Annotated in this window: 16 protein-coding genes; 5 read left to right on the top strand and 11 right to left on the bottom strand. The window is 65.4% G+C overall.

Annotated features, from left to right (window positions below):
* Window positions 1–61: 61 nt before the first annotated feature.
* The 3 genes from JFN93_RS01010 to JFN93_RS01020 form a co-directional block, all read right to left on the bottom strand.
* Window positions 62–259: a hypothetical protein gene (locus JFN93_RS01010; RefSeq protein WP_199382113.1), complete on the bottom strand. Its 198-nt coding sequence runs from the start codon at window positions 257–259 to the stop codon at window positions 62–64.
* 96 nt (window positions 260–355) lie between these two features.
* Window positions 356–1,738 carry a TldD/PmbA family protein gene (locus JFN93_RS01015; RefSeq protein WP_199382114.1) on the bottom strand — a complete coding sequence of 461 codons (1,383 nt, stop codon included), beginning with the start codon at window positions 1,736–1,738 and terminating at the stop codon, window positions 356–358.
* On the bottom strand, window positions 1,723–1,962 hold the full coding sequence (locus JFN93_RS01020; RefSeq protein WP_199382115.1) for a DUF4911 domain-containing protein: 240 nt from the start codon (window positions 1,960–1,962) through the stop codon (window positions 1,723–1,725). The genes JFN93_RS01015 and JFN93_RS01020 overlap by 16 nt, the downstream gene beginning before the upstream one ends.
* 115 nt (window positions 1,963–2,077) lie before the next feature.
* Between JFN93_RS01020 and JFN93_RS01025 the strand changes: the two genes are divergently transcribed.
* The 5 genes from JFN93_RS01025 (at window position 2,078) to JFN93_RS01045 (ending at window position 13,684) form a co-directional block, all read left to right on the top strand.
* A complete protein-coding gene (locus JFN93_RS01025; RefSeq protein WP_199382116.1) occupies window positions 2,078–3,370 on the top strand; it encodes a DUF11 domain-containing protein in 1,293 nt (430 codons plus the stop codon).
* Window positions 3,371–3,681: 311 nt separating this feature from the next.
* Window positions 3,682–9,600, top strand: coding sequence for an OmpA family protein (locus tag JFN93_RS01030; protein WP_236021469.1), 5,919 nt, complete (start codon window positions 3,682–3,684; stop codon window positions 9,598–9,600).
* Window positions 9,597–10,901, top strand: a complete 1,305-nt coding sequence (locus tag JFN93_RS01035) for a FecR domain-containing protein (protein WP_328753267.1) — start codon at window positions 9,597–9,599, stop codon at window positions 10,899–10,901. Before JFN93_RS01030 ends, JFN93_RS01035 begins: the two co-directional genes overlap by 4 nt.
* A 65-nt stretch (window positions 10,902–10,966) precedes the next feature.
* A complete protein-coding gene (locus JFN93_RS01040) occupies window positions 10,967–12,733 on the top strand; it encodes an ATP-binding protein (protein ID WP_199382118.1) in 1,767 nt (588 codons plus the stop codon).
* Between the two features lie 9 nt (window positions 12,734–12,742).
* The gene (locus JFN93_RS01045) at window positions 12,743–13,684 is read left to right on the top strand and encodes a GGDEF domain-containing response regulator (RefSeq protein ID WP_199382119.1); all 942 of its coding nucleotides are present in this window, start codon (window positions 12,743–12,745) and stop codon (window positions 13,682–13,684) included.
* Between the two features lie 13 nt (window positions 13,685–13,697).
* On the opposite strand, the gene JFN93_RS01050 is transcribed toward JFN93_RS01045, so the two are convergent.
* The 8 genes from JFN93_RS01050 to JFN93_RS01085 all read right to left on the bottom strand — a co-directional run bounded on the left by JFN93_RS01050 (window position 13,698) and on the right by JFN93_RS01085 (window position 23,879).
* On the bottom strand, window positions 13,698–14,972 hold the full coding sequence (locus JFN93_RS01050; RefSeq protein WP_199382120.1) for a hypothetical protein: 1,275 nt from the start codon (window positions 14,970–14,972) through the stop codon (window positions 13,698–13,700).
* A 368-nt stretch (window positions 14,973–15,340) separates the two neighbouring features.
* Window positions 15,341–16,228, bottom strand: coding sequence for a 4-deoxy-4-formamido-L-arabinose-phosphoundecaprenol deformylase (locus tag JFN93_RS01055; RefSeq protein WP_199382121.1), 888 nt, complete (start codon window positions 16,226–16,228; stop codon window positions 15,341–15,343).
* A 201-nt stretch (window positions 16,229–16,429) separates the two neighbouring features.
* Window positions 16,430–17,470 (bottom strand): bifunctional UDP-4-keto-pentose/UDP-xylose synthase, encoded by a 1,041-nt coding sequence (locus JFN93_RS01060; protein WP_199382122.1) that lies wholly within the window; start codon window positions 17,468–17,470, stop codon window positions 16,430–16,432.
* A 161-nt stretch (window positions 17,471–17,631) separates the two neighbouring features.
* Window positions 17,632–18,552, bottom strand: a complete 921-nt coding sequence (locus tag JFN93_RS01065; RefSeq protein ID WP_199382123.1) for a formyltransferase — start codon at window positions 18,550–18,552, stop codon at window positions 17,632–17,634.
* Window positions 18,553–18,570: 18 nt separating this feature from the next.
* The gene (locus tag JFN93_RS01070; RefSeq protein WP_199382124.1) at window positions 18,571–19,506 is read right to left on the bottom strand and encodes a glycosyltransferase; all 936 of its coding nucleotides are present in this window, start codon (window positions 19,504–19,506) and stop codon (window positions 18,571–18,573) included.
* Between the two features lie 248 nt (window positions 19,507–19,754).
* Entirely contained in the window at window positions 19,755–20,930 is a 1,176-nt protein-coding gene (locus JFN93_RS01075; protein WP_199382125.1) for a DegT/DnrJ/EryC1/StrS family aminotransferase, read from the bottom strand.
* 64 nt (window positions 20,931–20,994) lie between these two features.
* Window positions 20,995–22,662, bottom strand: a complete 1,668-nt coding sequence (locus JFN93_RS01080) for a phospholipid carrier-dependent glycosyltransferase (RefSeq protein ID WP_199382126.1) — start codon at window positions 22,660–22,662, stop codon at window positions 20,995–20,997.
* Entirely contained in the window at window positions 22,659–23,879 is a 1,221-nt protein-coding gene (locus JFN93_RS01085; RefSeq protein ID WP_199382127.1) for a peptidase U32 family protein, read from the bottom strand. The genes JFN93_RS01080 and JFN93_RS01085 overlap by 4 nt, the downstream gene beginning before the upstream one ends.
* Window positions 23,880–24,040: the final 161 nt, after the last annotated feature.

A 24,040-nucleotide genomic window follows, 5' to 3' on the forward strand; every position in this document is an offset into this window, starting at 1 on the left:
CGCCCGGCGGAGTCTTGGACTCGGCCGGGCGGCCTTTTCATCTGCAGGATACGGACCGGAACTAGTGGAGCATGGAGTGGTCGCCGCTTATGTGCGGGAACATCTCGTGGTGTACTTCATGGTTCAAATCCGGAATCGTGCCGCAGCTTACGCAGAGGAACTTTTCGTCCAGCGTCTTGAAGTCACCCCGCTCGCAGTCCGGGCTCCAGATCCTGGTGTCGCACGTCTTTTCCGACGTTTTTTCCAATGGTTCCTTCATGACTTCTCCTTTCCGCGCTTCGCGTGCCAGCCGAAACGCCGGGGGCTTGGCCCAGCTTCAGTATAGCAAAATGCGCCTGCGGAAGGGAGCCTGCCGTCAGGCGGCGCCGCCGACGGTGATCCCCGGGATCAGGAGGGTCGGCTGGGCGTCGGCCACCGGGACCCCCTGGCCGTCCTTGCCGCAGGTCCCGATCCCGAATCCGAGATCGTTTCCCACCATGCTGATCGCCTTCAAAACCTCCGGGCCGTTGCCGGTCAGCGTCGCCCCCCGCACCGGCTCGCCGACCGTCCCGTTCTCGATCAGGTACCCCTCGCTCACCTCGAAGACGAAGTCGCCGGTCACCGTGTTGACCTGCCCCCCACCCATCTTGCGCACGAAGAGCCCGCTCGGGACGCTTTTCAGGATCTCCTCCGGGGTGCTCTCCCCCGGAGCGATCAGGGTGTTGCTCATCCGGGCGATGGGACGGGTCCGGTAGGTCTCCCGGCGTCCGTTGCCGGTGGAGTGCCACCCCCCTTTCATGGCGGAGAGCCGGTCCGAGATGTACCCCTTGAGCACGCCATTTTCCACCAGGACGGTGCGCTGCGCCGGGGTCCCCTCGTCGTCGAAGGAGTAGGAGCCGCGCGCGTTGGGGATGGTGGCGTCGTCGATGACGGTGATCAGCGGCGACGCGACCTGCTCGCCGATCCGGCCGGCGTAGACCGAGGTCTTCGCCTGGACCAGGTCCGCCTCCAGGCCGTGCCCGATCGCCTCGTGGACCATGGTCCCCCCGGCCTCGGAGGAAAGGACCACCGGGAGCACCCCGGCCGGCGACTTGCGCGCCCCGAGCATCATGACGGCACGCCCCGCCGCCCGCAGGCCGAGCTCCTCGGGAGAGGCCTGCTGGAACAGTTCCAGGCCGCTGAAGCCCCCCAGCGGCTCGTAACCGGTCTGCAGCACCTCGCCGTCGCGGGCCACCGCCTGCACGGTGAACACCGTCGCGGTCCGGGTCTCGTCGGTGAAGTCCCCCAGGGAATTGGCCACCTGGACCCGCACCTCGGCGTCCCGGTAGCTCACCCCCACCTGGCGCACCCGCGGGTCGAAGCCGCGGGCGGCCCGTTCGGCCCGGTTCACCAGGGCCACCTTCTCCTCCAGCGGCACGCTGCCCGGCCGGGTCAGGATCGGGTACCCCGCCCCGATCCGGGGCGCGCCCAGCGCGATCGCGGCGGCGAAGGCCCTTCCCCGCACCCCTTTGCTCACCGTGTCGGCCAGCTCCAAAAGCGCCGCTTCGGTCAGCACGTTGCTGTAGGCGTAGGCGGTGCAGAGATCGGCGATCACCCGGATACCCACCCCCCGGTCCGAAGCGGCGAGGAGCCGTTCGATCTTGCCGTCTTCGCATGCCACCATGGTAAACGCGCCGTCCTCGAAGTAGATCTCCGCGAACTCCCCCCCTCCGGCCAGCGCCCTGCGCAGTATGCGCGCCGCATCTATCCGTTCCAGCACCCGTCACCCCCTTGGGTCACTTCGGTGACCGTGATTTCTTTTGCCAGCGCCTGCATGAGCGACTCGACGTCGTCGGCAAAGGCGACCGGGTAAACGACCTTGACGATCCCCTGGCGAGGGTCGACGGTGCTCATGGTGGAGAGCCCTTCGTACGCCTCGAGGATGAATTTCAGGTAGACGAGGTCCTTCCCCGACACCCGGTAAAAACGGCAGCGATCTTCCATCTTCCCTCCGCGGGGCTTTCCCGCCCGTCGAAGGTTAATACCATTTGGCCGGCCAAAAGACAAATGCATCTTTGCCGCCTTGCCTCCTCATGATCATCTGATATTGTACTCAACCATGTTTAAGCCATTAATACAAATTAATGAAATTGTCCGCCTGGCCACGGTGGCGAGCGCGCTGCTGGCGCTGCTCCTGGTCGCGACACCCTCCCGGGCCGACGCCGCCTACCAGCCCGACCTCGCCGCGAAGCTCGCCCGCGAGGCCGATGCCGCCTATGTCGGGTTCGGGGTCTACGAGGCCGATCCGCGCACCCAGTTCAAGTACCAATCCCTTCCCACCGGCCACGCCGGCTCCTTCCGCCTGACGGTCAAAAACGCCGGCGACCTGCCGGACCGCTTCACCCTCGGGGGAACCGGCAGCGGCAGCGGCTTCACGGTCCGCTACCTCGACCCGGGGGGGAGCGACGTCACGGCGGCAGTCGCGGCGGGAACCTACCGGACTGCCCTGCTGCAGCCGGGGGAGTCCGTGGTGCTGTCGGTCGAGGTCACCCCTTCCGACCTTCCGATCGGCACCTCCTACCAGGTGGGGGTGGGGGCGGTTTCCGCCGCAGATGCCACCCGCGCCGACCGTTTCAACCTCGAGACGGTGACCTGCGGCAGCACCCCGGCGGTGACCATCACCTCCCCCCCCGATGCCACCGGCACTCCCGGCGGGAGCGTCGTCTACCCCTACACGGTCACCAACGTCGGGACCGATACCAACACCTTCGCCCTGGCTTCCGGGAGCACCGCGGGAACCTCAGTGCTCATTGCCGATGACGGAGCGGGGGGGGGGATCGCCGGCGACGGGATCCGCCAGGCCGGGGAGACCAACGTTGCCTCCACCACCGGGGTCCTCGCCCCGGGGCAGGGATACCGCTTCTTCGCCGTGGTGACGCTCCCCGGGAGCAGCGTCAACGGTAACACCTCGGTCACCACGGTCACCGCCACCGGGACCGGGGCCACTGCCAGCGACCAGACCACCACCACGACCGTGGCGCCGGTGGTCAGCGTCGAGGAGAGTGTCCGCAACTTCAGCCAGGGGGGCGGCTTTTCCGCCGCGGCCGACGCCCAGCCGGGAGAAACCGTGGAGTACCGGATGCGGGTGACCAATTCCGGTGCCGCAGCGGCCACCGCGGTCGTGCTCACCGCACCGCTACCGGCCGATGTGACCCTGGTGCCCGGATCGGTGAAGGTGACCACCTCGGCAGTGGGAGACGGCGACCCCTGTGTCCCCTCGGCGTGCGGGCAGGCGAGCGCGGGTGGCAACGGCATCAGCGCCTTTTTGGGCACCGGGGCGGGGGACGGGACCGGCGGGGCGCTGGCTCCCGGAAACACGCTCTACGTCTTTTTCCGGGCGGTCGTGCAATAGAAGGGGCGCAGGGTGGAGGATCGGGCGAGGCGTAGCGGGAGGCGCGGCATTCCTGCCCGAATCGGCTGTTAGATGAATCGCGCCGGGAAAGGCGCTCCCACAGAATCGGTGGCCCCCAATCGCGTGGAATGTCGCTTCTACAGGGCAAGCGCCTGCTCGTGTTGTTCGCGCCGCCCCTCCAGTGACGGGAGGATGGTTAATTCATACGGTTATTCCCGGCGGCCTCGATGCCCCGGTGGCACCCATACAAGTAGATTTCCGGAGCGCTGCGCTGGCAGCGGGAATGCTGATCGGTTGTCGGAGGGATGGCGATGTGGCGTTCGATCTGGAGGGGAAAGGGGGGATTATTGGGCGCAGTGGTCGCACTGGCGCTCCTCCTCACCCCGGCCGCCGCCCTTCCGACCACCCCCGCCGGCACCGTTGTCACCCACAGCTGCCAGCTCCGCTACGGGGCCGCCCCCACGACGGTTTCCTCCAACGAAACCCGGGTCACCGTGGGCGGCATCTGCGATCTCACCATCGCTCCTCCCCGTAATGCCGTCTCCCATCCCGGCCAGGCGGTCGACTTCCTCCATACCATATCCAACCAGGGAAACGCGCCGGACCGTTTCCTGCTCACCGCGGTCCATGCCGGCGGGCTCCCCGACGGGGCGAGTCCCTGCCGGCTCGAATTCTACGACAAGGACGGCAAGACGAAGCTGCCGCTCGATACCACGGGCGCCGCCCTCACCGGGACCGTTGCCGCCGGTGGCACCCTCGACGTCATCCTGAGGGTGACCCCCCCCTCCGGCTCCGAAGGGCGGCAGATGAACCTCGTGGTCAAGGCCGTGAGCCAGGCGGTCCCGACCCGGAGCAGTTCCCTCAACGACCAGGTCGCCATCCCGGTCTCCTCCTTCGCCGACCCGACCAAGAGCGTCTCCCCGGCGGGGGCGGTCCTCCCCGGGGCGGCATTGACCTATACCATCGCCTTCGCAACCAGCGACCTTCCCGCCACCGGCATCGTGGTCACCGACCAGCTCGATCCGCTACTCAACTTCACCGCGGGCAGTGCGGCGTTTTCCACCGGCAGCGTCGGCGGGACCGCCAGCTTCGACCCGGTCACCCGCACCCTCACCTTCCGCCTGCCGAACCTGGCCGCCAGCACCGGCGCCGCCGTCACCTTCCAGGCGACGGTGCGCGCCGACGCCCCGTTTGATGCCGTGATCCTCAACACGGCGAACCTGAGCAGCGACCAGAACCCGGTGCCGCAGGCGTCGAACACCACGCGCACCCCGGTCCGCGGGCAGCCGCTCCAGCTGATCAAGGGGGCCGGGGTGTCCAGTGCCGAGGCCGGGGACATCATCCCCTACACCATCCAGGTGAAAAACAACGGCGCGGTCCCCCTCAACAACGTGACGGTGCACGACGCACCGCCGCGCGGCTTCCGTTACCTGAAAGGCTCCTCGCTGCTGGACGGGAGCACCTTTGCCGACCCGACCCCTTCCGGCGGCGGGCTCTTCTGGAACCTCGGAACCCTGGCGCCGGGAGAGACCCGGGTCCTGGTGTACCGGATGGCGGTCTCGACCGATGCCCCGGTGGGGAACAACCAGAACCAGGCGTTCGCTTTCGGGACCACCCCGGGCGGCACCAGCACCGCATCTCCCAACATCGGCGCCACCGTGCTGATCCGCGCCTCGATCCTCGGGAGCAAGGCGATCATCATGGGGCGGGTCTTCATCGACCCCAACGGCAACGGCCTTCCCGATCCGGGCGAGACCGGCGTCGCCGGGGTCCGGATCTACCTCGACGACGGCTCCTTCTCCTTCACCGATCCCCTCGGCCAGTACACCTTCACCGGAGTCTCCGCCGGCAACCACGTGGTGAAGATCGACCGCTCCACCCTGCCGCGCAACCTGCACCCGGTCCCGTTCAACACCGCCTTCGCCGGGGTCGGCTGGTCCCAGTTCATCACCGTCCCCTTCGGTGGCCCGGCCCGCGGCGACTTCGCCTTGAAGGAGATCACGGTCGGCCCCGAGCCGCCGGCCCCCCCGGCCCCGCCGGTCCCGCCGCCCCCGGCGCCGATCTCCCCGGCCGGGGTGGGGGCCGGCCCGGCCAAGAAGATCGTGGTGAACCCGGACCGGGTCGACATGCCGGCCGATGCCAAGAGCGTGATCCCCTTTACCGTCGAAATCCTGAATGCCGAAGGGAAGCGGGTGGCCGGGGAATCCCTGGTGACGGTGCGCCTGGGCAAGGGGGAGATCCGGGAGCCGGATGCCGATCCCAAGCAGCCGGGGCACCAGGTGCGGGTCCACGACGGCATCGGCGTCTTCCACGTCCGCGCCGCGAAATCGCCCGGGGCCGACCCGATCACCATCCAGGGGGCGGGGGTGCAGCAGACGGTGGATCTCTTCTTCAGCTCGCCGTTACGCGACTGGATCCTGGTCGGCATCGGGAGTCTCACCGTGGGGGGACGCTCGGTATCGAGCCACGTCGAGCCGACCGACAAGGATGACCGCTTCGACTCCGGGCTTTTCCATGAAGAGCGCCTCTCCTTCTTCACCCGCGGCAAGATCCTCGGCAAGTACCTGGTCACCGCCGCCTACGACTCGGGAAAGGAGCGGCGCGAGGGGCTGTTCCAGGAGATCGATCCGGAAAAATACTATCCGGTCTACGGCGACGCCTCGGACATCGGCTACGAGGCGCCGTCGCGCGGCAAGCTCTACGTGAAGGTGGAAGCCGGCCGCTCCTACCTCATCGGCGGCGACTACCGGACCGACCTCTCGGAAAACGAGTTCTCCCGCTACGACCGGGCCCTGAACGGGGTGAAGCTCGAGGTGAACGAGCCCGGGGTGATCCTGAGGGGGTTCCAAAGCAGCAACAAGGAGGTGGTCACCCGCGACGAGTTTCCGGGCAACGGCACCTCGGGCTACTTCTTCCTGAGCCGCACCCCGGTCTTCGAGAACAGCGAACGGGTCCGGATCGAAACCCGCGACCGCTACCACAGCGAACGGGTCCTGTCGGTGGTGGAAAAGATCCGCTACGCCGACTACAGCATCGACTACGGCGCCGGCACCATCCTGTTCAAGGAGCCGGTCCCGGCCCTGGACAAGAACATGAACCCGATCACCATCGTGGTGAACTACCAGAGCGAGCGGGGCGGGGTGGAGCGCCAGACCTACGGCGGGCGCGCGGTGGTCGGCTCCCGCGCGGGGAGCTGGTTCGGGGGCACCGCGGTGGTCGAGGAGCAGAGCGTCAAGAACAACACCCTGTACGGCCTGGACGGCGGCCTGAAGCTCCTCGGGGACCAGATCGCCCTGAAGGGGGAGGGCGCGGTGAGCGAGAACCTGGAGCACGGCCGCGGCAGCGCCTGGAAGGCTGAGGCCTTCACCCATCCCGCCCAGGAGTTCAACCTGGGCGGCTACTACCGGAAGGTGGACGCGGATTTCTACAACCCCTCGATGACCGGCAGCGAACTGGGGACCACCAAGTACGGCGGCAAGGCCGACTACCGGCTCCCATCCAAGACGCTGCTCACGGCCGAGAGCTTCGTGGAGAAAAGCGAGATCACCGGGATTCGGCTCTTCGGCAACCAGGCCGGCTTCGCCCACAAGTTCTCCCTTTGGGATACCGAGGCCGGTTACAAGCGGATCGAGGAGGAGGCCGGCGGGCGCAACGGGGTCTCCGACATCGTGTACGCCGGGGTCAAGGGGCCGCTCACCGCCAAGCTCGACGCGACCCTGCGCCGCGAGCAGCTCCTCGCCCCTTCCCTGGTGGCCGACTACCAGACCAAGACCTATCTCCGCCTCGACTACCGCATTTCGGAGCGCACCCGCGCCTTCGTCGCCGAGGAATACCAGGAGGGGGCGCCGAAACAGCGCCAGGCGACCCTGGTCGGGATGGAGAGCAAGCTCTCCGAGAAGATGCGGCTTTCCACCGGCTACCAGCTCTCCAGCGGCACGGCCGGGAGCACCAGCCAGGGAAACGTCGACCTGAACACCAAGGTGTACGAGGAGCGCGGGCTGGTCATCGACACCCGGACCGGGTACCAGATCCAGGACTCCCTCTCGGCGCAGCGCGGCCAGGCGATTCTGGGGTTGAACAGCCGCTACGAGGTGAGCAAGGGGCTTTTGTTCAGCTCCAGCCTGGAGCGGATCGAAACTGTCCAGGGGCACGGCGGGGAAGGGACCGCCTTCACCCTGGCGGGGGAATACCTGCGCGCCAAGGAGCTCAAGGTCACCGGCCGCTACGAGATCAAGTCCGCCCCGGGCGAGCTCACCTCCCTCTACGCCGCCCAGGCCGCCTACAAGCTGAACGAAAGCCTCACCCTGGTGGGCAAATCCAGCTTGTGGACCCGCGACGCCGACGCCGGTGACGACGTCGTCTACGACGGCTACGTCGGCACCGCCTGGCGCCCGATCGCCGGCAACCCGCTCCATCTCCTCACCCTGGCCCGGTTCAAGATCGACGACAAGGACAGCGTCCCGGGCGGACCGCATACCAAGAGCCTGGTCCTCTCCGCCGAGCCGACCTTCCGGATGAACAAGCGCTGGACCCTGCAGGGGAAATACGCCGGCAAGCTCTCCTTCGAGTCGAGCGGTCCGGTGGGGGTGCAAAGCTACACCGACCTCGCCCTGGCCGGGGTCTCCTACGACCTCGCCGAAAAATGGGAACTCACCGTGTACGGCAAGCTGACCAGCCAGTACGAGGCCGGGCTGCACGACTTCGGGGTGACCGGCACGATCGGGTACCGGGTCTACCGCAACGTGGTCCTCATGACCGGTTACAACTACGCCCGGCTCGACGACCGCGACCTTACCGGGGAGACCTTCCAGGGGCAGGGGCCGTTTTTCGGGGTGAAGGTGAAGTTCGACGAGGAGATGTTCGAGCACGACGAGGCCGAGGTCCGGCCGATCAAGGAACCGGTCCGGGCCGAGGTCCCCAAGGCGGCGCCGCCCGCGCCTCCGGTCGTCCCCGTGGTCCCCGCCGTCGCCATCGTCGGGGTGCGCGAGGATATCCCGCTGCAGATCTCCGGGAGCGCGGAGCTCCTCACCCTGCTGGTCAACGGCGAGAAGCCGCGGCTCCCCTCGACCGAGGTGAACCTGACCCGCGAGATCCTGGACTCGGTGGAACTCTCCGGAGGCAAGCTGAAGCGCCCGATCCGCTTCCGGACCTCGGTGGAGAAGCCGGGCGAGGTCAAGGGGTGGCATTTCGGGATCCTGGACGCGCAGGGGCGGGGGATCCGCGCCCTCAAGGGGGAGGGGGCGCCGCCGGAACAGCTGGTCTGGAACGGCGAGACCGACGGGCCGGCGCTGGTGAAGGGTGAGATCTACCAGTACCAGATGGAACTCGTCTACAAGGACGGCTCCTACGTCGCAACGCCGCGCGGGCTCTTCGGGGTGAGCCGGAAAGAGGCGGTTCTCCTGTCACTCTCCGGCGGTGCCTTCGTCTTCGAAAAGTGGAACCTGACCGACCAGGCACGGCGGCTTTTGAAAGAGGCGGCGCGGGTGCTGCGGGCCAATCCGAAAGAAAAGGTCATCGTCGAGGGGCACACCGACGGCATCGGTACGGTGCCGTACAACGTGGGGCTTTCCAAAAAGCGCTGCGACTCCGCCGCCAACTACCTGGTGCGTCAGGAGGGGATCCCTGAGGCGCGCATCATCCGGCGCTGGTACGGGAAGTCGCGCCCCATCGCGGACAACGCGACCACCCCGGGGCGCCGGCTCAACCGCCGGGTGGAGATCCTTGGCGACTTCGGCCGCAACGTCCCGACCCTGCCGGACCGGTTCCGCGCCAAGCCGTTCGTGGTGATCAACGGGACCCCTTTGCCGCTCGACCCGGACGGCCGCTTCGCCACCACCATTCCGGCCGACGTCGGCAAGCTCAAGGTGGAGATGGGGGATTCCAGCGGGCGCGGCCTGGCGACCGTCCTTCCGGTGCCGAGCCTCGACATCGCGGCCCCGACCGGCGCACGGGTGGTCCCGTTCGGGGTAACCCGCGCCGGTTACAAGGTGGACACCGACGGTCACTCCGCCTGCACCCTCGCGGCCGGGACCGACCCGGGGAACCGGGTCGAGTTGGACGGAAAGCTCCTGGTGGTGGACGGCAAGGGGGGCTTTTCCACCGAGCTTTCCCTGGTGCGGGGTGAGAAGGTGTTCGGGATGGTGGTGCGAAACGGCGCCGGCTGTTCCAGGCTGTTGAACCTGAAGGTGCGGACTGCTCCGCAGGAACTCAGGGGGCAAAGCGAGCCGTGAAGCGGGAAACCTTGAAAAAGGGGGCGGCGCTGACGGCGGAAGTCGTCGGGTCGCTCTTGCTGGTTGCCGGGGCATATGCGCTCTTCATGCTCCTGTTGAACTCCCTGTTTCCCTCCGGCACCCCGCTGAAGGAGCTGATGGAGAGCGAGCCCGAGCCGCCGTCCCATACCCGGCCCGCCGACGGCACGATCTCGGTTGAGGCGACCCTCTCCGAACTGGTGCGGGACGTCCGCTTCCGCCGCGGCAATTCGGTCGCCTGGGGGAGCGCCCAGGAGGGGATGCCTCTTTTCAGCCAGGACGCGGTGCAGACCCTGGACCGCTCCGGGGCCCGCATCTCCTTCGATGCCCACAACCACCTCGAGCTCGGGAGCAACTCCATGGTGCTCGTGGAGCGGGTAAAGGAGGAGACCGACGGCGTGCGCCGCTACCGGGTGCGGGTGCAGGGAGAGCTGGAAGGCTCGCTGGTTCCGACCAGGAAGATGAACCTGGAACTGGAGACTGCCGGTCACGTCGCTCGCATCGGGAAGAAGGGGGCGGATTTCCGGGTGGTCACCTTGAACGACGATTCCTCGAGCGTCTCGGTCTATTCCGGCGAGGCGCAGTTGCTGCGCCCCGGTCATCCGCTGGTCGTCACCGCCAACCAGGGGGTGACCCTGCGGCGCGGCGTCGCGGTGAGCGCAGTCTACGCGCTGCCGGCGCCGCCGCAGCTGCAGGGATGCCGCAGCGGCCAGTACCGGTACCGGGTCATCCCCCCCCGGCTCACCTTCACCTGGAAGGGGGCTCCCGGCGAATACCGCTTCCAGCTCTCCCGCTGGGCCCATTTCGGCGAGACGATCCTGGATCTTCGGGTGAGCAGCACCTCCTTCACCACCCAGCAGCTGGAGAAGGGGAACTATTACTGGCGGGTGAGCCGGATCGAGGACGGCCGGGTGGGGCGCTTCAGCACCATCGGGCGGCTGGAGGTCGTGCAGAGCCAGACCCCGCCGCCGCTCACCGTCTCCTTCCCCGGCGAGCGGGCGACCGCCAGCACCTACGTACTGCAAGGCAAATGCGAGCCCGGCACCAGGATCTTCGTGGACGGCAAGGAAGTTACCGGATGCGAGGAGGGAGAGTTCCGGCACGAGGTGAGTCTGAAACCCGGGGTGAACCTGATCCGGGTCGAGGCGGTGGACCCCGCCGGCAACAGCGCCTACGCCTCGCGGATCGTTTACGGCGAAGGGAGCTCAGAGGGGGCCGAGGGGTCCCAACCGGCGGTGCTGACGGTGCCGCGAAATGGGGCAGGTGGGGAAGGCTCACCTTGACACGCCGATCGGTCGATCCGACCGCGGTCCAATTTAGAGGAAGATGAGCGAGGAGGTGCGCCGCCATGACCCTGAAACTGCGCTTTCCGCTGCGGTTCAAGATTCTCATCGCCCAGCTGCTTTTGGTCTCGGTCACGCTCAGCCTGATCACCTTCACCATGGCCCGGCTGTTCCACAACGACAAGACCGCCTACATCCACGACCTCACCTCGACCGTGGTGCTGCACACCGCCGAGGAGGCGAACGCGCTTTTGGGCGATTACAAGGAGCGGCTGCGCATCTTCGCCCGCCTCATGTCGGCAGCGCCCGCCTCCGGAAACAGCGGCGCGCTGGAGGCGATGTTCGAGGAGTTCGGGGACTTCGTCATGGTCACCTGGGACGGGGCGGGACGTCATGAAATCGTCTTCGACGAGGAGGGGCTGGGGCAGATCGGCATCACCAAGGATGCCCTGGTCGCCTACCGCGCCCAGCATCCGCTTCCGAACCTGAAGCCGGGCGAGCTTTATCTGGAAAACGCCGCGGTCGCCCCGAACCGCCCGACGCTGGCGGTGACCCTGGCGGAGAAGGATGGGGCGGCGACTGCCTTCGTCGGCATGGACCAGATCCAGCGCCTGGCTCGGCGCTCGCGCGTCTTCGAAACCTTCCTGCTCGACTCCGCCGGAAGGTACGTCGCTCACAGCGACCGACGCCGCATCGGCGCCAAGGCCGATGCCAGCTGGTGGGAGCGGGTGCGCGGCGTCGCGGTCCTCGGCAGCACCATCGAGTACCAGGTCCAGGGGAAGGGGATGGTGGGGGGCTTCGCCAAGGTCCCGGTCGGCGGCCTGGTCGCCGGGGTGCAGCTGCCCAAGAGCGCGGCCTATCTCACCTCGCGGGAGCTTTTGAGCGACCTCCTGCTGGTCTCGGTCTACCTGCTCGGCGGCGGGACGATCCTGAGTCTATTCTGGTCCCGCCGGCTCACCCGTCCCATCGAGGAGCTTTCCCGGGCGACCCGGATGGTCGGACAGGGGCAGTTCGAGATCCAGGTGCAGGCGGGAACTGCGGACGAGATCGGCGACCTGGGAACCTCCTTCAACCGGATGGCCGGGGAGCTGAAAAACCGCGAAGCGGCGCTCAAGGAGCTCTACGAACAACTGGTGCAGTCGGAGAAGATGGCGGCCTTCGGAGCGCTCGGCGCGGGGATCGCCCACGAGGTGAAGAACCCGCTGGCCGGCATCCTGGGGCTCGCTCAGCTTTCGCAGCGCGCCGTCGAGAAGGGGACCCAGCTGGAAAAGAACCTTTTGACCATAGAGAAGGAGACCAAGCGCTGCCGGACCATCATCGAGAACCTGCTGCGGTTCGCGCGCCAGGAAAAGGTGGAGTTTGCCGAGCTCGAGATCGGGCAGGTGGTGGAAGACGCCCTGGCGATCGTCGATCATCAGTTGGGGATCAACGGAATCCGCGTGGAAAAGGAGCTCGACCGGGAACTCCCGCCGCTCAAGGGGAACGCGAACCAGTTGCAGCAGGTGCTGATGAACCTCATGATCAACGCGCAGCAGGCGATGGAGGGGAGTTCGGGGACGGTCCGCCTGAGCGCCAAGAAGCTGGAGGGGGCGGTGGAGGTGCGGGTCTGCGACAACGGCCCGGGGATCGACGAGGCGGTGCAGTCCCGGATCTTCGAGCCCTTTTTCACCACCAAACCCGCCGGCAAAGGGACCGGGCTCGGGCTGTCGGTGACCTATGGCATCGTCAAGGACCACGGCGGGGAGATTCGTCTGGAAAGCCGGAAAGGTGAGGGCGCCACCTTCATCATCACCCTGCCGGTGGCGGGGGAGACGACTATTGCGGCCGGCTAGGAGGAGGCTATGGAACTTCTGGTTGTCGACGACGAGGAAACCTTGAGAAACGTGATCTCGCAGGTCTTGACCGCGGACGGCTTCAGTGTCGCGGAGGCCGCCACCGGCGAAGAGGCGCTCGAGGCGTTCCGGCTCCGGCGGCACCCGCTGGTCATCACCGACATCCGGATGGCCGGCATGAGCGGGATCGAGCTTTTGCACCAGATCAAGGAACACAATCCGGAGACCGAGGTGGTGATCATGACCAGTCACGCCTCGCTCGACAGTGCGTTGACCGCACTGCGGGCCGGTGCCTACGATTACCTGATCAAGCCGTTCGAGAGCCTGGATCTGATCTCGGCGGTGGCGGCGCGGGCCGCCGAGAAGGCGCGCCTGGTGGCGCAGAACCGGGAGCTTCTGGCCCAGTTGCAGCGGGCCAACCGCGAGCTCCAGGAGGCGAATGACACCCTGAAGGAGATGGCGGTGCGCGACGGACTCACCTCGCTTTTCAACCACCGCTACTTCCAGGAGACCCTGGCCCGCGAGGTGGCGCGCTGCCGGCGCTACCAAAAGGAGTGCTCCGTCATCTTCATGGACGTCGACAACTTCAAGCTGTACAACGACACCCACGGGCACCCGGAGGGGGACCGGCTGTTGAGCACCCTGTCCGGGCTCCTCTGCGAGCACCTGCGCGAATCGGATCTCGCGGCGCGCTACGGCGGGGAGGAATTCGTCCTGCTGCTGCCGGAGACGGGAAAAGAAGGGGCGCTGGTGACCGCGGATGAGGTGCGGGGGCGGGTGGCGCGCCACCTCTTCCCGGGAGGCGAAAGCCAGCCGCTGGGGAAGGTGACCATCAGCGTCGGGGTGGCATCCTTTCCGGCCGACGGTGGGGATCCGTCCGAGATCGTCGAGGCGGCGGACCGGATGCTCTACCGCGCCAAGCACGAAGGGAAGAACCGGGTCTGCGGGTAGGCGGGGGTGGTGGTTACCCGAACCGGTAGATCAACTGGCCGTCCTGGTAGAGGTCGATGGGTCCGTCCTGCGACACCTTGATCACCTTGCCGAAGTAGGAGGCGGCGCTGGCCGCCGTGGTCCTCCCGCCGCCGATCACCACCTCCCGGGCATGGGTGGTGTCGAAGATGAACCCGGTTTCCATGAGCTTTCCGCTCTTGTTGAACACCGTCATGCCGTCGGCGGACAGGATGCGCAACAGAAGTCCCGCCTGTTTCAAGTCGCTGACGCTTCGCTTTTGGACCCGGCCGATCAGGAGTTTGCTGATCGGGTCGTCTCCCCCCACCGATCCCTTCTTGAGCCGGTTCAGTTTCTGGGGCCCCCGATTGTAAATCAGGATCACCGTCCCGTTCCTCTCCTTGGAAAGGGCGTAGAGCGTCCAGAGCAGCTCGTCGATGGACGCGGCGTCGATGCTTCCGGCGAGAAAGGAGCGGAAAATGTCCGGGTCGAAAATGGACCAGGCACCCTTGCGCCGCACCAGAAGCCGTGCCGGGCTCGTCAGCACCTCGATCTCGGAGACCTTGTTGACGGTGACGGCGAAGGCTCCCTTGCCGGCGCGCCGCACCAGCGAGAACATCTCCCGCTGGGTCAGCCGTTCGATGTCGTTGTGCGTTGCCGTCGCGGAGGTGCGCAGAACACCGGTCACCTGCATCTGGATGTTGGCGACGAAAAAGAGGTTGGTGCCGTCGACAAAGCGGTAGGGGAGCGGATTGCAGAAGAAATCCGGAGAAATCTCCTCCGGCGGCTGCAGGGGGATCAGGGTGTGGTGCCGCTCGTGGAACAGGGCGTTGATCAGGGGGGAGGTAGTGCGGTGGACGAGGAACCCGGTGGTTGCGGGCTTTCCTTCGTAGCGCTGGTAGGAGAGGCTCTTCAGCAACTGGATCAACTGCTGGATCGGCCAAAACCCCCTGCTGTGGTTGCCGCGCAGCGAACGCGCCACGGTGATGTCCATGATGGAGGCAAGGAGCGCGGTGCGGAATTGCGCCGCATAGCCTTCCTGCTGGAAGCCGCTGTAGAGGCCGGAGAAGGCGGTCAGCAGTTCGCGGCAGAAAGCGATTTCGCTGCGGGTGAAGGCAAGCGCCTTGCGTTGCGCTTTGAAAGAGTAGGGACGCTCCTCGATCGTGACCGATTCCCAGAAGGAGGTGGGGTCCGGGGTCCGTTCGGCATCGCCGGGAAGCAGGTCGACCTCGGCGCCACCCAAAAAGGAGCTGATGTTGTCTCGGATCACCTCAAATGCGGCGACAGGCATGGCAGGGCCTCGTCAAAGGGGATTAGCGACCGGCAGTGCCTGTAACATTAAGGCAAACGCAAGGGAACGTCTACCTTTTTCATGGTTTGAAGTTAACAAAGGGTTTCTTGCGCAGGAAGGAGCAGTGGCAGGTCGCGTTGAGGGACGAAACGCGACGGCGGGGGGAGCCTTTCACGTTCCCAACGGTTCACCTCAGCAACACGCCGATGTCAAAGCTCCAGCTTGGTAAGGTGGGGGGCGAAGCTGGAGCTTCGAAAAAGGTTGGCGTTCCCAAGCCGGAGCTTGGGAACGAGGTCCAAAAAGAGGGATTAGGGAACGAGGTGTAAAAAGAGGAGCTTGGGACGGTGGTTCCGGTGCTTTGCCTTCGCCTACCCCTGGATGGCGACGTTTCCGGCGCGGCCGGGGAGTTCCCCCATGGTCAGGGGAGCATCGGGGGCCGAGCTGCCGAACTCCGCGGCGACTTCGGCGAGGGTGACAAAGCGAACGCCGGCATCCTTCAACCGTACCAGCAGGTTGCGGAACGCATCGGCCATCACCCCCCCTTCCATCTCGGCATGGATGGTATGGACGTTGAGCCCTTCCTTGAGCCGGGAGAGGTAGTAGTCGTTGACGTTTTCCGCCGTCACCCCGTCGGCGCCGAGGATCTCGTCGAGGGTCGGCCAGGTGCTTGGGATCTGGAGGGTTTGGTAACGCTTGCCCTCAAAGACCGGGTAGAAGGGAGCGTAACCGCGGGAGTCGCTGCAGTAGCTCAGGTTGATCGAATCCTGGAAGGCAAGGGAATTGGCCGATACGGTCCACCCCGGTGCCGCGGTGGTGGCGGGGGCGCGACCGATGATCTCTCCGAACAGCTTCACGCCGCGTCCCAGTTGGGCCTCGACCTGTTGCGGGTTCAGGCGGGGGAGGTAGTCGTGCCACAGCACGTGGTCCCAGCAGTGGACCCCGACTTCGTGGCCCCGGGCCGCGGTCTGGCGCAGCACCTCGGGGAGGTTCTCGGCGATCATGGGGGGGGGCAGCAGCGTGCCGTAGAGCATGGTCTTGATGCCATAGGCGCTCGGCGCCCCGGTGCGGAGCATCTTGGTGAGGAATCCCTTGCGGGTGAAGATGCGCCGGATCGCCTTGCCGGAGTTGTCCGGCCCCATCGAGAAATAGAAGGTTGCCTTGACCCCCGCCTCGTCCATGAGGTCAAGGAGGCGCGGCACCCCGTCCCGGGTTCCGACAAAGGTATCGACATCGACTTTCAAAGCTATGGTTTTCATAAGTCCTTGCATGGCAATGCCACCGGTTCCAAAGGGAAGCGGTGGCATTTAGTTTAGGGCTCTGGATTTCTGGCATTTGGGGCTGGCGGTAGGAAAACCTTAGAAGCAAATCCCCCCCAGCCGCACCTTTGGTAAAGGGGGGAGCCTGCGGGGTTCAAGGTGGCGGTTTAACCCCCGACCCCAGACCCCAGACCCCGGCCGTTACAGCAGGTGCTCGATCTTCTCGCGCTGTTCGATCAGGTAGAAATCGAGGGTCTTCTTCAGGGCGTCGTCGATGCCGGTGGTCGGAGCCCAGCCGAGTTTCTGCTTGGCGTTTTTGACCGACGGCACGCGGGTCAGCATGTCCTGGTACCCCTTGCCGTAGAAGTTGTCCGAGGTGGTCTCGACGATCTGGCAGTTCATGGCTTTCTCACGGTAGTCCGGATACTGGGCCACCATGTCCCGCAGCTTTTCGGCGAGTTCCTTGACGGAGAGGTCGTTGCCCGGGTTGCCGATGTTGAAGATCCCCCCGTCGGCACAGCCGTCGGCGTTCTCGATGATCTTCATCAGGCAGTCGATGCCGTCCTCGATGAAGGTGAAGGAGCGGCGCTGGTTGCCGCCGTCCACGAGAGAGATCGGCTCGCCGGCCAGGATGTTGTAGAGGAACTGGGTGAGGACCCGGGAGCTCCCTTCCTTGGCGGTGGAGATGGAGTCGAGCTTGGGGCCGATCCAGTTGAACGGGCGGAACAAAGAGTAGCGCAGCCCCTCGTGCTCGCCGTAGGCGTAGATGACGCGGTCCAGCATCTGCTTCGCGCAGGAGTAGATCCAGCGCTCCTTGTTGATCGGACCGAGCATGAGCGGGGAGTTTTCCTCGTCGAACTCCTTGTCCGGGCTCATCCCGTAGACCTCGGAGGTGGAGGGGAAGATCACCCGCTTCTTGTATTTCACGCACTGGCGGATGATTTTCAGGTTCTCTTCGAAGTCGAGTTCGAAGACCCGCAGCGGATCCTTGACGTAGGTGACCGGGGTCGCGATGGCGACCAGGGGCAGCACCACGTCGCATTTCTTGATGTTGTACTCGATCCACTCCTTGTTGATGGTGATGTCACCTTCGAGGAAGTTGAAGCGGGGGTGGCCGATGGAGTGCTCCAGCTTGTCCTGGCTCATGTCGAGGCCGTAGACTTCCCAATCGGTGGTATCGAGGATCCTCCTGGTCAGGGCATTGCCGATGAAGCCGTTAACACCCAGTATCAGAACTTTCATTATCTTCTCCAATCCAATGATTTTAGGTAGCGCCGCACGGTTGGTGCGTCCAGTTGACTAAAACGTGTAGGGGCACAGCATGCTGCGCCGGTAAAACCCGATCGGCTGAAGGGCCGGCATGCTGCGCCCCTGCGACCGTAACGCCAGTATTTCCCCGGGGATTACTGCTTTGCCGAGAACAGCTGCCCGACCTTGAGCTGGTTTGCGAACGCCGCCGCGTCGCGCTCGGCATCGCCGTCTTTTTGCAGGACCAGGATCTCCAGGAGTCCGTCCCCGGTTCCCACCCTGAGCGGCGCCAGGCTGACGATCTGCCCCGGTTCCCCTTTCCCTTCGACCGGGCGAGCCTTCCAGATCAGGAATCGCGTCGCACCGAGGTGGGTGAACGCGCCGGGATAGGGATGGGTAACGCCGCGGATCAGGTTGTAGATCTCCACGGCGCTCTTTTCCCAGTCGATCCTGCCGTCCTCGGGGCGCCGTCCGCCGAAGTAGCTCCCCTGCGCCAGATCCATCGGGATGCGTGCCGCGGTTCCCGCCACCAGCTGCGGGTAGGCGCGGGCCAGTACCTTCACCGCGGCGTCGGTGACCTTGTTGAAGACGTCGTAGGCGGTGTCGGTGAAATCGATCGGCACCTTTTCCTGGTCCACGATGTCGCCGGCGTCCGGTTTTTCGACCATGTAGTGCAGCGTGGCGCCGGTTTCGGTCTCCCCGTTGATCACCGCCCAGTTCACCGGGACCCGGCCGCGGTACTTGGGAAGGTAGGAACCGTGCAGGTTCAGCGCGCCCCGCTTCGGAATGTCGAGCACTTCGCTGCGGATCATGTTCCGGTAGTAGAAGGAGAGCAGGAAGTCCGGGGCGATCTCGCGCAAAAGCGCGATGTTCTCTTTGTAATTGATCTCGGAGGTGACCACCGGGATGTGGTGCGCCGCGGCAAGCTCCCGGACCGACGAGAACCAGATCTCCTCGCTGGGGGAGTCGTCGTGGGTGAACACGAGCGAGATCTCCGCTCCCTGCCGGATCAGCTCCTGGAGGCAGCGGTACCCAACGTTATGGTAGGCGCAGACGACGATGCTGCTTTTTCTCAAGGGTCACCTCGATAAGGGCTACTTTTCGAACCCGTGCAGGCGGCGCACCACGTAGCGCGGGCGCCGGCGGACTTCCTGGTAGATCCGGCCGACGTACTCGCCGACCAGCCCGATGCCGAAGATGACGATGCCGATGAAGAAGAACAGGATGGCGAAGAGGGTGAAGACCCCCTCGACCTCAGCCCCGATCAAAAACCGGCGCACCATGAGGAAGACGGCGAAGGCGACGGCGGCCAGCGAGGTCATGATCCCCATCAGGGCAAAGAGCTGCAGCGGCACCACCGAAAACCCGGTCATCAGGTCGAAGTTCAGCCGGATCAGCTTGTAAAGGGAGTATTTGCTTTCCCCTTCGCTCCGCTCCGCGTGGGCGACCTCGATCTCGGTCGGGTTGGAGGAGAAGGTCTGCGCCAGCGCCGGGATGAAGGTGGTGGTCTCCTGGCAGTGGTTGATGTTGTCGATGATGCCCCGGCTGTAGGCGCGCAGCATGCAGCCGTAGTCGCTCATCTGCATCCCGGTCATCTTGTTGGTGGTGATGTTGACGATGCGCGAGGCGACCTTGCGGAACACGGTGTCCTGGCGCTTCATGCGGATCGTCCCGACCACGTCGTGACCCTTCTCGACCTCCGCGACCAGCTTGGGGATCTCTTCGGGCGGGTTCTGCAGGTCGGCATCCAGGGTGATGATGATGTCGCCGCTGGTCTTTTCGAAGGCGGCGAGGATCGCCATGTGCTGGCCGAAGTTGCCGTTGAACTCGATGACCTTCACTTCGGGGATGCTCTCGGCCATCTGGCGCAGGATGCGCAGGGAACCGTCCCGGGAGCCGTCGTCGGTGAAGACGATCTCGAAGCTCTTGCCGGTGCCGCGCATGACCGGAAGGAGCCGATTCATGAGGTTGTTGAGGTTCCCCTCCTCGTTATAGGCGGGGATGACCACTGATACGTAAGGTTTGTCCATGATGGCGACCTGTGGAATGAGATTTCGGGGGACAGACATCGGGTGTCCGGAACCCCATCCTCACCCTGTCCCTCTTCTTGAAGGAGAGGGGACGTAGAGCGGGGCTGATCTATTGCTCGTCGGGCATTCATAATGCCGCTTAGCGGAATCTTCGAAGGACAATTTACTCCCTCTCCTTCGAGGGGGCGCGCGCGACAGGGCGAGCTCGCGACGGTCGGAGTGAGGATTGGGGTAACCCCGTTACCCCCTCAGCCCTGAATACTTTTCTTGCTGCGCCCTATCACCCTCTTCACCGCGTCGACCGTGTCCTGGGCGTCCTGCATGGTCATCTGCGGGAAAAGCGGCAGCGAGAGGATCCGGTCCGAGGCGTAGTCGGCGTTGGGAAGCGCGCCCGCGGGGATCTTCAGGGTGTCGCGGTAGTACGGGTGGTGGTGGATCGCCTTGAAGTGCAGCCCGCTGCCGATGTTTTCCTTCTTGAGCTCGGCCATGAACTGGTCGCGGTCGATGGTGAGTGCCTCCACCTTGATCAGCGGGGTGTAGAGGTGCCAGGCGTGGCGGTGCGGGTACGGCACCAGCTTGGGGGTGAGGACTTCCTCCACCTCGGCGAACGCCTTGTTGTAGAACTCGGCGAAGACGGTCCGGTCGTCGATGAAGCCGTCCAGCCGCTTCAGCTGGTGCAGCCCGAGCGCGGCCTGGATGTCCATCATGTTGTACTTGAACCCCGGCATGACGATGTCGTAGTTGGGGGTGCCGCTCGCCTCGTAACGCTTCCAGGCCTCCTTGTTCATGCCGTGGAACTTCATCAGCGAGATCTCTTCGGCCAGCTGCTCGTCGTGGGTGGCGAGCATGCCCCCTTCACCGGTGGTGATGTTCTTGATCGGATGGAAGGAGAAGATGGAGGTGGTGTCGAAGGAGCCGATCCGTTTCCCCTTGTATTCGGTCCCGATGGCGTGGGCCGCGTCCTCGATCACCTCGAGCTTAAACTCCCGGGCCAGGTCGAAGATGCGGTCCATGTCGCAGGGCTGGCCGGCGAAGTGCACCGGGACGATGGCGCGGGTGCGCGGGGTGATCTTGGTGCGGACCTGGTCCACGTCGATGTTGAGGGTGCCGGGCTCGATGTCGGCGAGGACCGGGGTCCCGCCCCCCTGCACGATCATGCTGACGGTGGCGGCAAAGGTCATCGGGGTGGTGATCACCTCGTCGCCGGGCTGAAGCTTGAGCGCCAGCATCCTGAGGTGGAGTCCCGCCGTGGCGGAGGAAAGGGGAACCGCATAGGTGGCGCCGGTGTATTCCTTCAGCGCCTCCTCGAATCGCTTGACCTTGGGGCCGGTGGTGATCCATCCGCTTCTTAGCGAATCGACCACTTCGTTGATCTCGTCCTCCCCCAGGTTAGGGATGGAAAAAGGAAGGAAATTCTCGCGCACGTGCCGCCTCCTCTTGGTGAAACATCGACCCGCGAATATCACATGAAACGCACGCGGGGTCAAACTATTTCAACGCGCCGACCGTCCCCGTCACCTCGCGGTTGCACACCAGCAATTTCTCCTTTCCTTGCACCGCAACCACCCGGACCGGCGTCCGGACCGACTGCTGCAGGGTGGAGAGGTCCCGCCGCCTCAGCGTCGCAAAGACCGTGTCCCCGGAATCCCACAGCCGGTGGAACTGGTCGCGGTCCAGGTACCATCCCGTGTTGTCCCCGCGCTCGCTGCCGAACTGCAGCTCGTCCCGGTCGCCGACCACGATGGCGCGCCGGTGGGTGTAGAAGGGGACTCCCTGTTCGTAGGTCATATAACAGGCGATCTTCGCGTCTTGGCCGGCTTTCTCGCGCAAAGCGAGGGAGAGCGTCTTGACCGAGCTCTTGTCGACCATCCGGGCGTAGACCACCGGCGGCGCGGCCAGCGCAAAGAGGTAGCCGGCGACCCCGAGCGAGGCGAAGAGGGTGAAGGGATTCCCGGTCCGGCCCGCCCAAAGCGCCACCACCCCCTCGACGAGGAAGAGTCCGCCGACGATGGCGCCATCCACGACGGCGACCTCGGGCTTGGGGGCCACCAGCGGATAGCCGATGGCACCCGCCCCCAGGAGCAGGAGCAGGCTCCCGACCGCGATCCCGTGGCGCCGGACCGCCGCTGCGCTCGTTGCCTCGCGGAACCAGTTCCCGATCAAAAGCGCCAGCGGCGGAAAGACCGGCAGGATGTAGGGAACCAGCTTTGAGTTTGATTTGGAGAAGAAGGCGAAGATCACCCCGGCCCAGAGCAGGAGGTAGAGGGCGTCGCCGTTTTTATGCTCCTGCCACCCCTTTTTCAGCGCCGCCGGGATGAACGGGGACCAGGGGAGCAGCGTGGCGGCGAGGATCGGGATGAAGAACCAGGGGGGCTGGTAGCGGTGGTGCACCTTGGTCAAAAAGCGCTGGAAATGCTCGTGGATGAAGAAGAACTGCGGGAATTCGGGGTTTCTCAGCGACACCAGCACGAACCAGGGGGCGGCAACGGCCAGAAAGACGAGGATCCCGGTGCCCAGCCGCATCTCCCGGAGCAGGCGCCACCTTTTGGTGAAGGCCAGGTAGGCGAGGATCACCCCGCCGGGGAGCACGATGCCGATCAGCCCCTTGGCGAGGACGGCGAGCGCCATGAATATATAGAAGAGACAGTAGTTACGTCCCCGGTGCTCCGCCCCCTCGCGCGAGGCGAGCATGAAGAAGGCGAACGCGGCGCTCAAAAAGAAGGTGAGCGTCATGTCGGTATAGTTGATCCGGGCCAAGACCAGGAAGCCCCCGGCGGTACCGAGGATGCCGGCGGAGATGAGGGCGGCGCGGCGGTCGTAGATCTTTCGCCCCAGATAGTAGGTAAGCAGGACGGTGGCCAGGCCGCAGAGGGTCCCGGCGAAGCGCGCAGCGAACTCGTTTTCGCCGAAGACGGCGAGCGAGATGGCGTTGAGCCAGTAATGCAGGGGGGGCTTCTCGAAATACTTTACGTAGTTCAGGGTCGGGGTGATGAAGTCGCCGCGCTCCAGCATCTCGCGCGGGATCTCGACGTAGCGCCCCTCGTCCGGGTCGATCAGGGGGAGTCGCCCCAAAAACTGGAAGTAGAGGACGCCGAACACCAGGCCGAGCAGGGCGAGGTCCTTGCCGATCCCTTGTTCGCGGTCGAAAAATTTCACGCTGCCACCTCCCGCTGCTCGCGGCGGATCAGGTCCAGCGGCTGCGCCCCGGAAAGGCCGGGGAAGATCACCCGCTGGTTCGGGTTTGCGACGCTGAGGGGAAGCCCGTCGACGTCGGTCATCTGGTCGACGCGGAAGGTCACCTCTTTCAGCGCCGGGCCGAGGAGCTCCAGCTCGTCGCCCAGCCGGATCCGGTTCTTCACGGTGACCAGAGTGCCGCGCGGGGTAGTCTCCTCCACCAGGGCGACGAACTGGAAGTTCCGCACGTAGCGGGACTTGAACTCGTGGTCCACCTCGGTCGGTTTGCCCAGGAGAAACCCGGTGGTGTAGCCGCGGTGGCTCACCTTGGCGAGCTCCTCCAGCCATTGCGGATCCAGCCGGTAGCCGGCCGGGTCGGCGCAGTAGGCATCCAGGGCGGTCCGGTAGACGCGGAGCACCGAGGCCAGGTAGTAGATCCCCTTCATCCTCCCCTCGATCTTGAGCGAGGCGACTCCGCTTGCCGCCAGCTCGGGGAGGTATTCGATCAGGCAGAGGTCCTTGGAGTTGAAGATGAAGCTCTCCCCCCCTTCCTCGCTGATCGGAAAGTATTCGCCGGGGCGGGTTTCCTCGACGATGGCGTACTTCCAGCGACAGGGGTGGGTGCACTCCCCCTTGTTCGCCTCGCGCCCGGTGAGGGCGCTGGAGAGGAGGCAGCGGCCGGAGTAGGACATGCACATGGCCCCGTGCACGAAGGTCTCCAGCTCCATGTCGCAGCGGCGCGCGGTTTCCTCAAGGTCGGCAAGCGACATCTCGCGGGCGCAGTTCACCCGGGTCACCCCGAACTGCTCCCAGAAGCGGACGCTGCGCCAGTTGGTGGTGTTCGCCTGGGTGGAGAGGTGGATTTCCCGCTCCGGGTCGCGCTCCCGGATCAGGGCGAGAAGCCCGGGGTCGGAGACGATGTAGGCGTCGACCGGGATCGAGGCGATCTCGTCGAGGTAGCGCTCCAGCGCGGGGAGGTCGGCGTTTTCCGGATAGGAGTTGAGGGTGAGGTAGACCTTGACCCCGGCGGCGTGGGCGTAGTCAACGGCTTGGGCGAGCTCTTCGTTATCGAAGTTGTCGGCAAGGTTTCTCAGGCCGAAGTTCTTTCCGCCGAGGTAGACGGCGTCGGCGCCGTAATGGACGGCGATCTTGAGTTTTTCCATGTTTCCGGCCGGGGCCAGAAGCTCGGGTTTCTTCATCTATTGGGTGCGACCTTTCTATAAATAGTGTTAGCTCTGCCGGTGGTGCACATCCCCTGTGGGAGCGCCATTGGTGGCGCGAATGAGCGGCCGTCGAACGCGCCACCAATGGCGCTCCCACAGCTTCGTTCACCCTTGGGGATTGCCTCCGATCCGTTCAA

Origin of the sequence: Geomesophilobacter sediminis, from assembly GCF_016458275.1 — a bacterium.
Taxonomy (GTDB): domain Bacteria; phylum Desulfobacterota; class Desulfuromonadia; order Geobacterales; family Geobacteraceae; genus Geomesophilobacter; species Geomesophilobacter sediminis.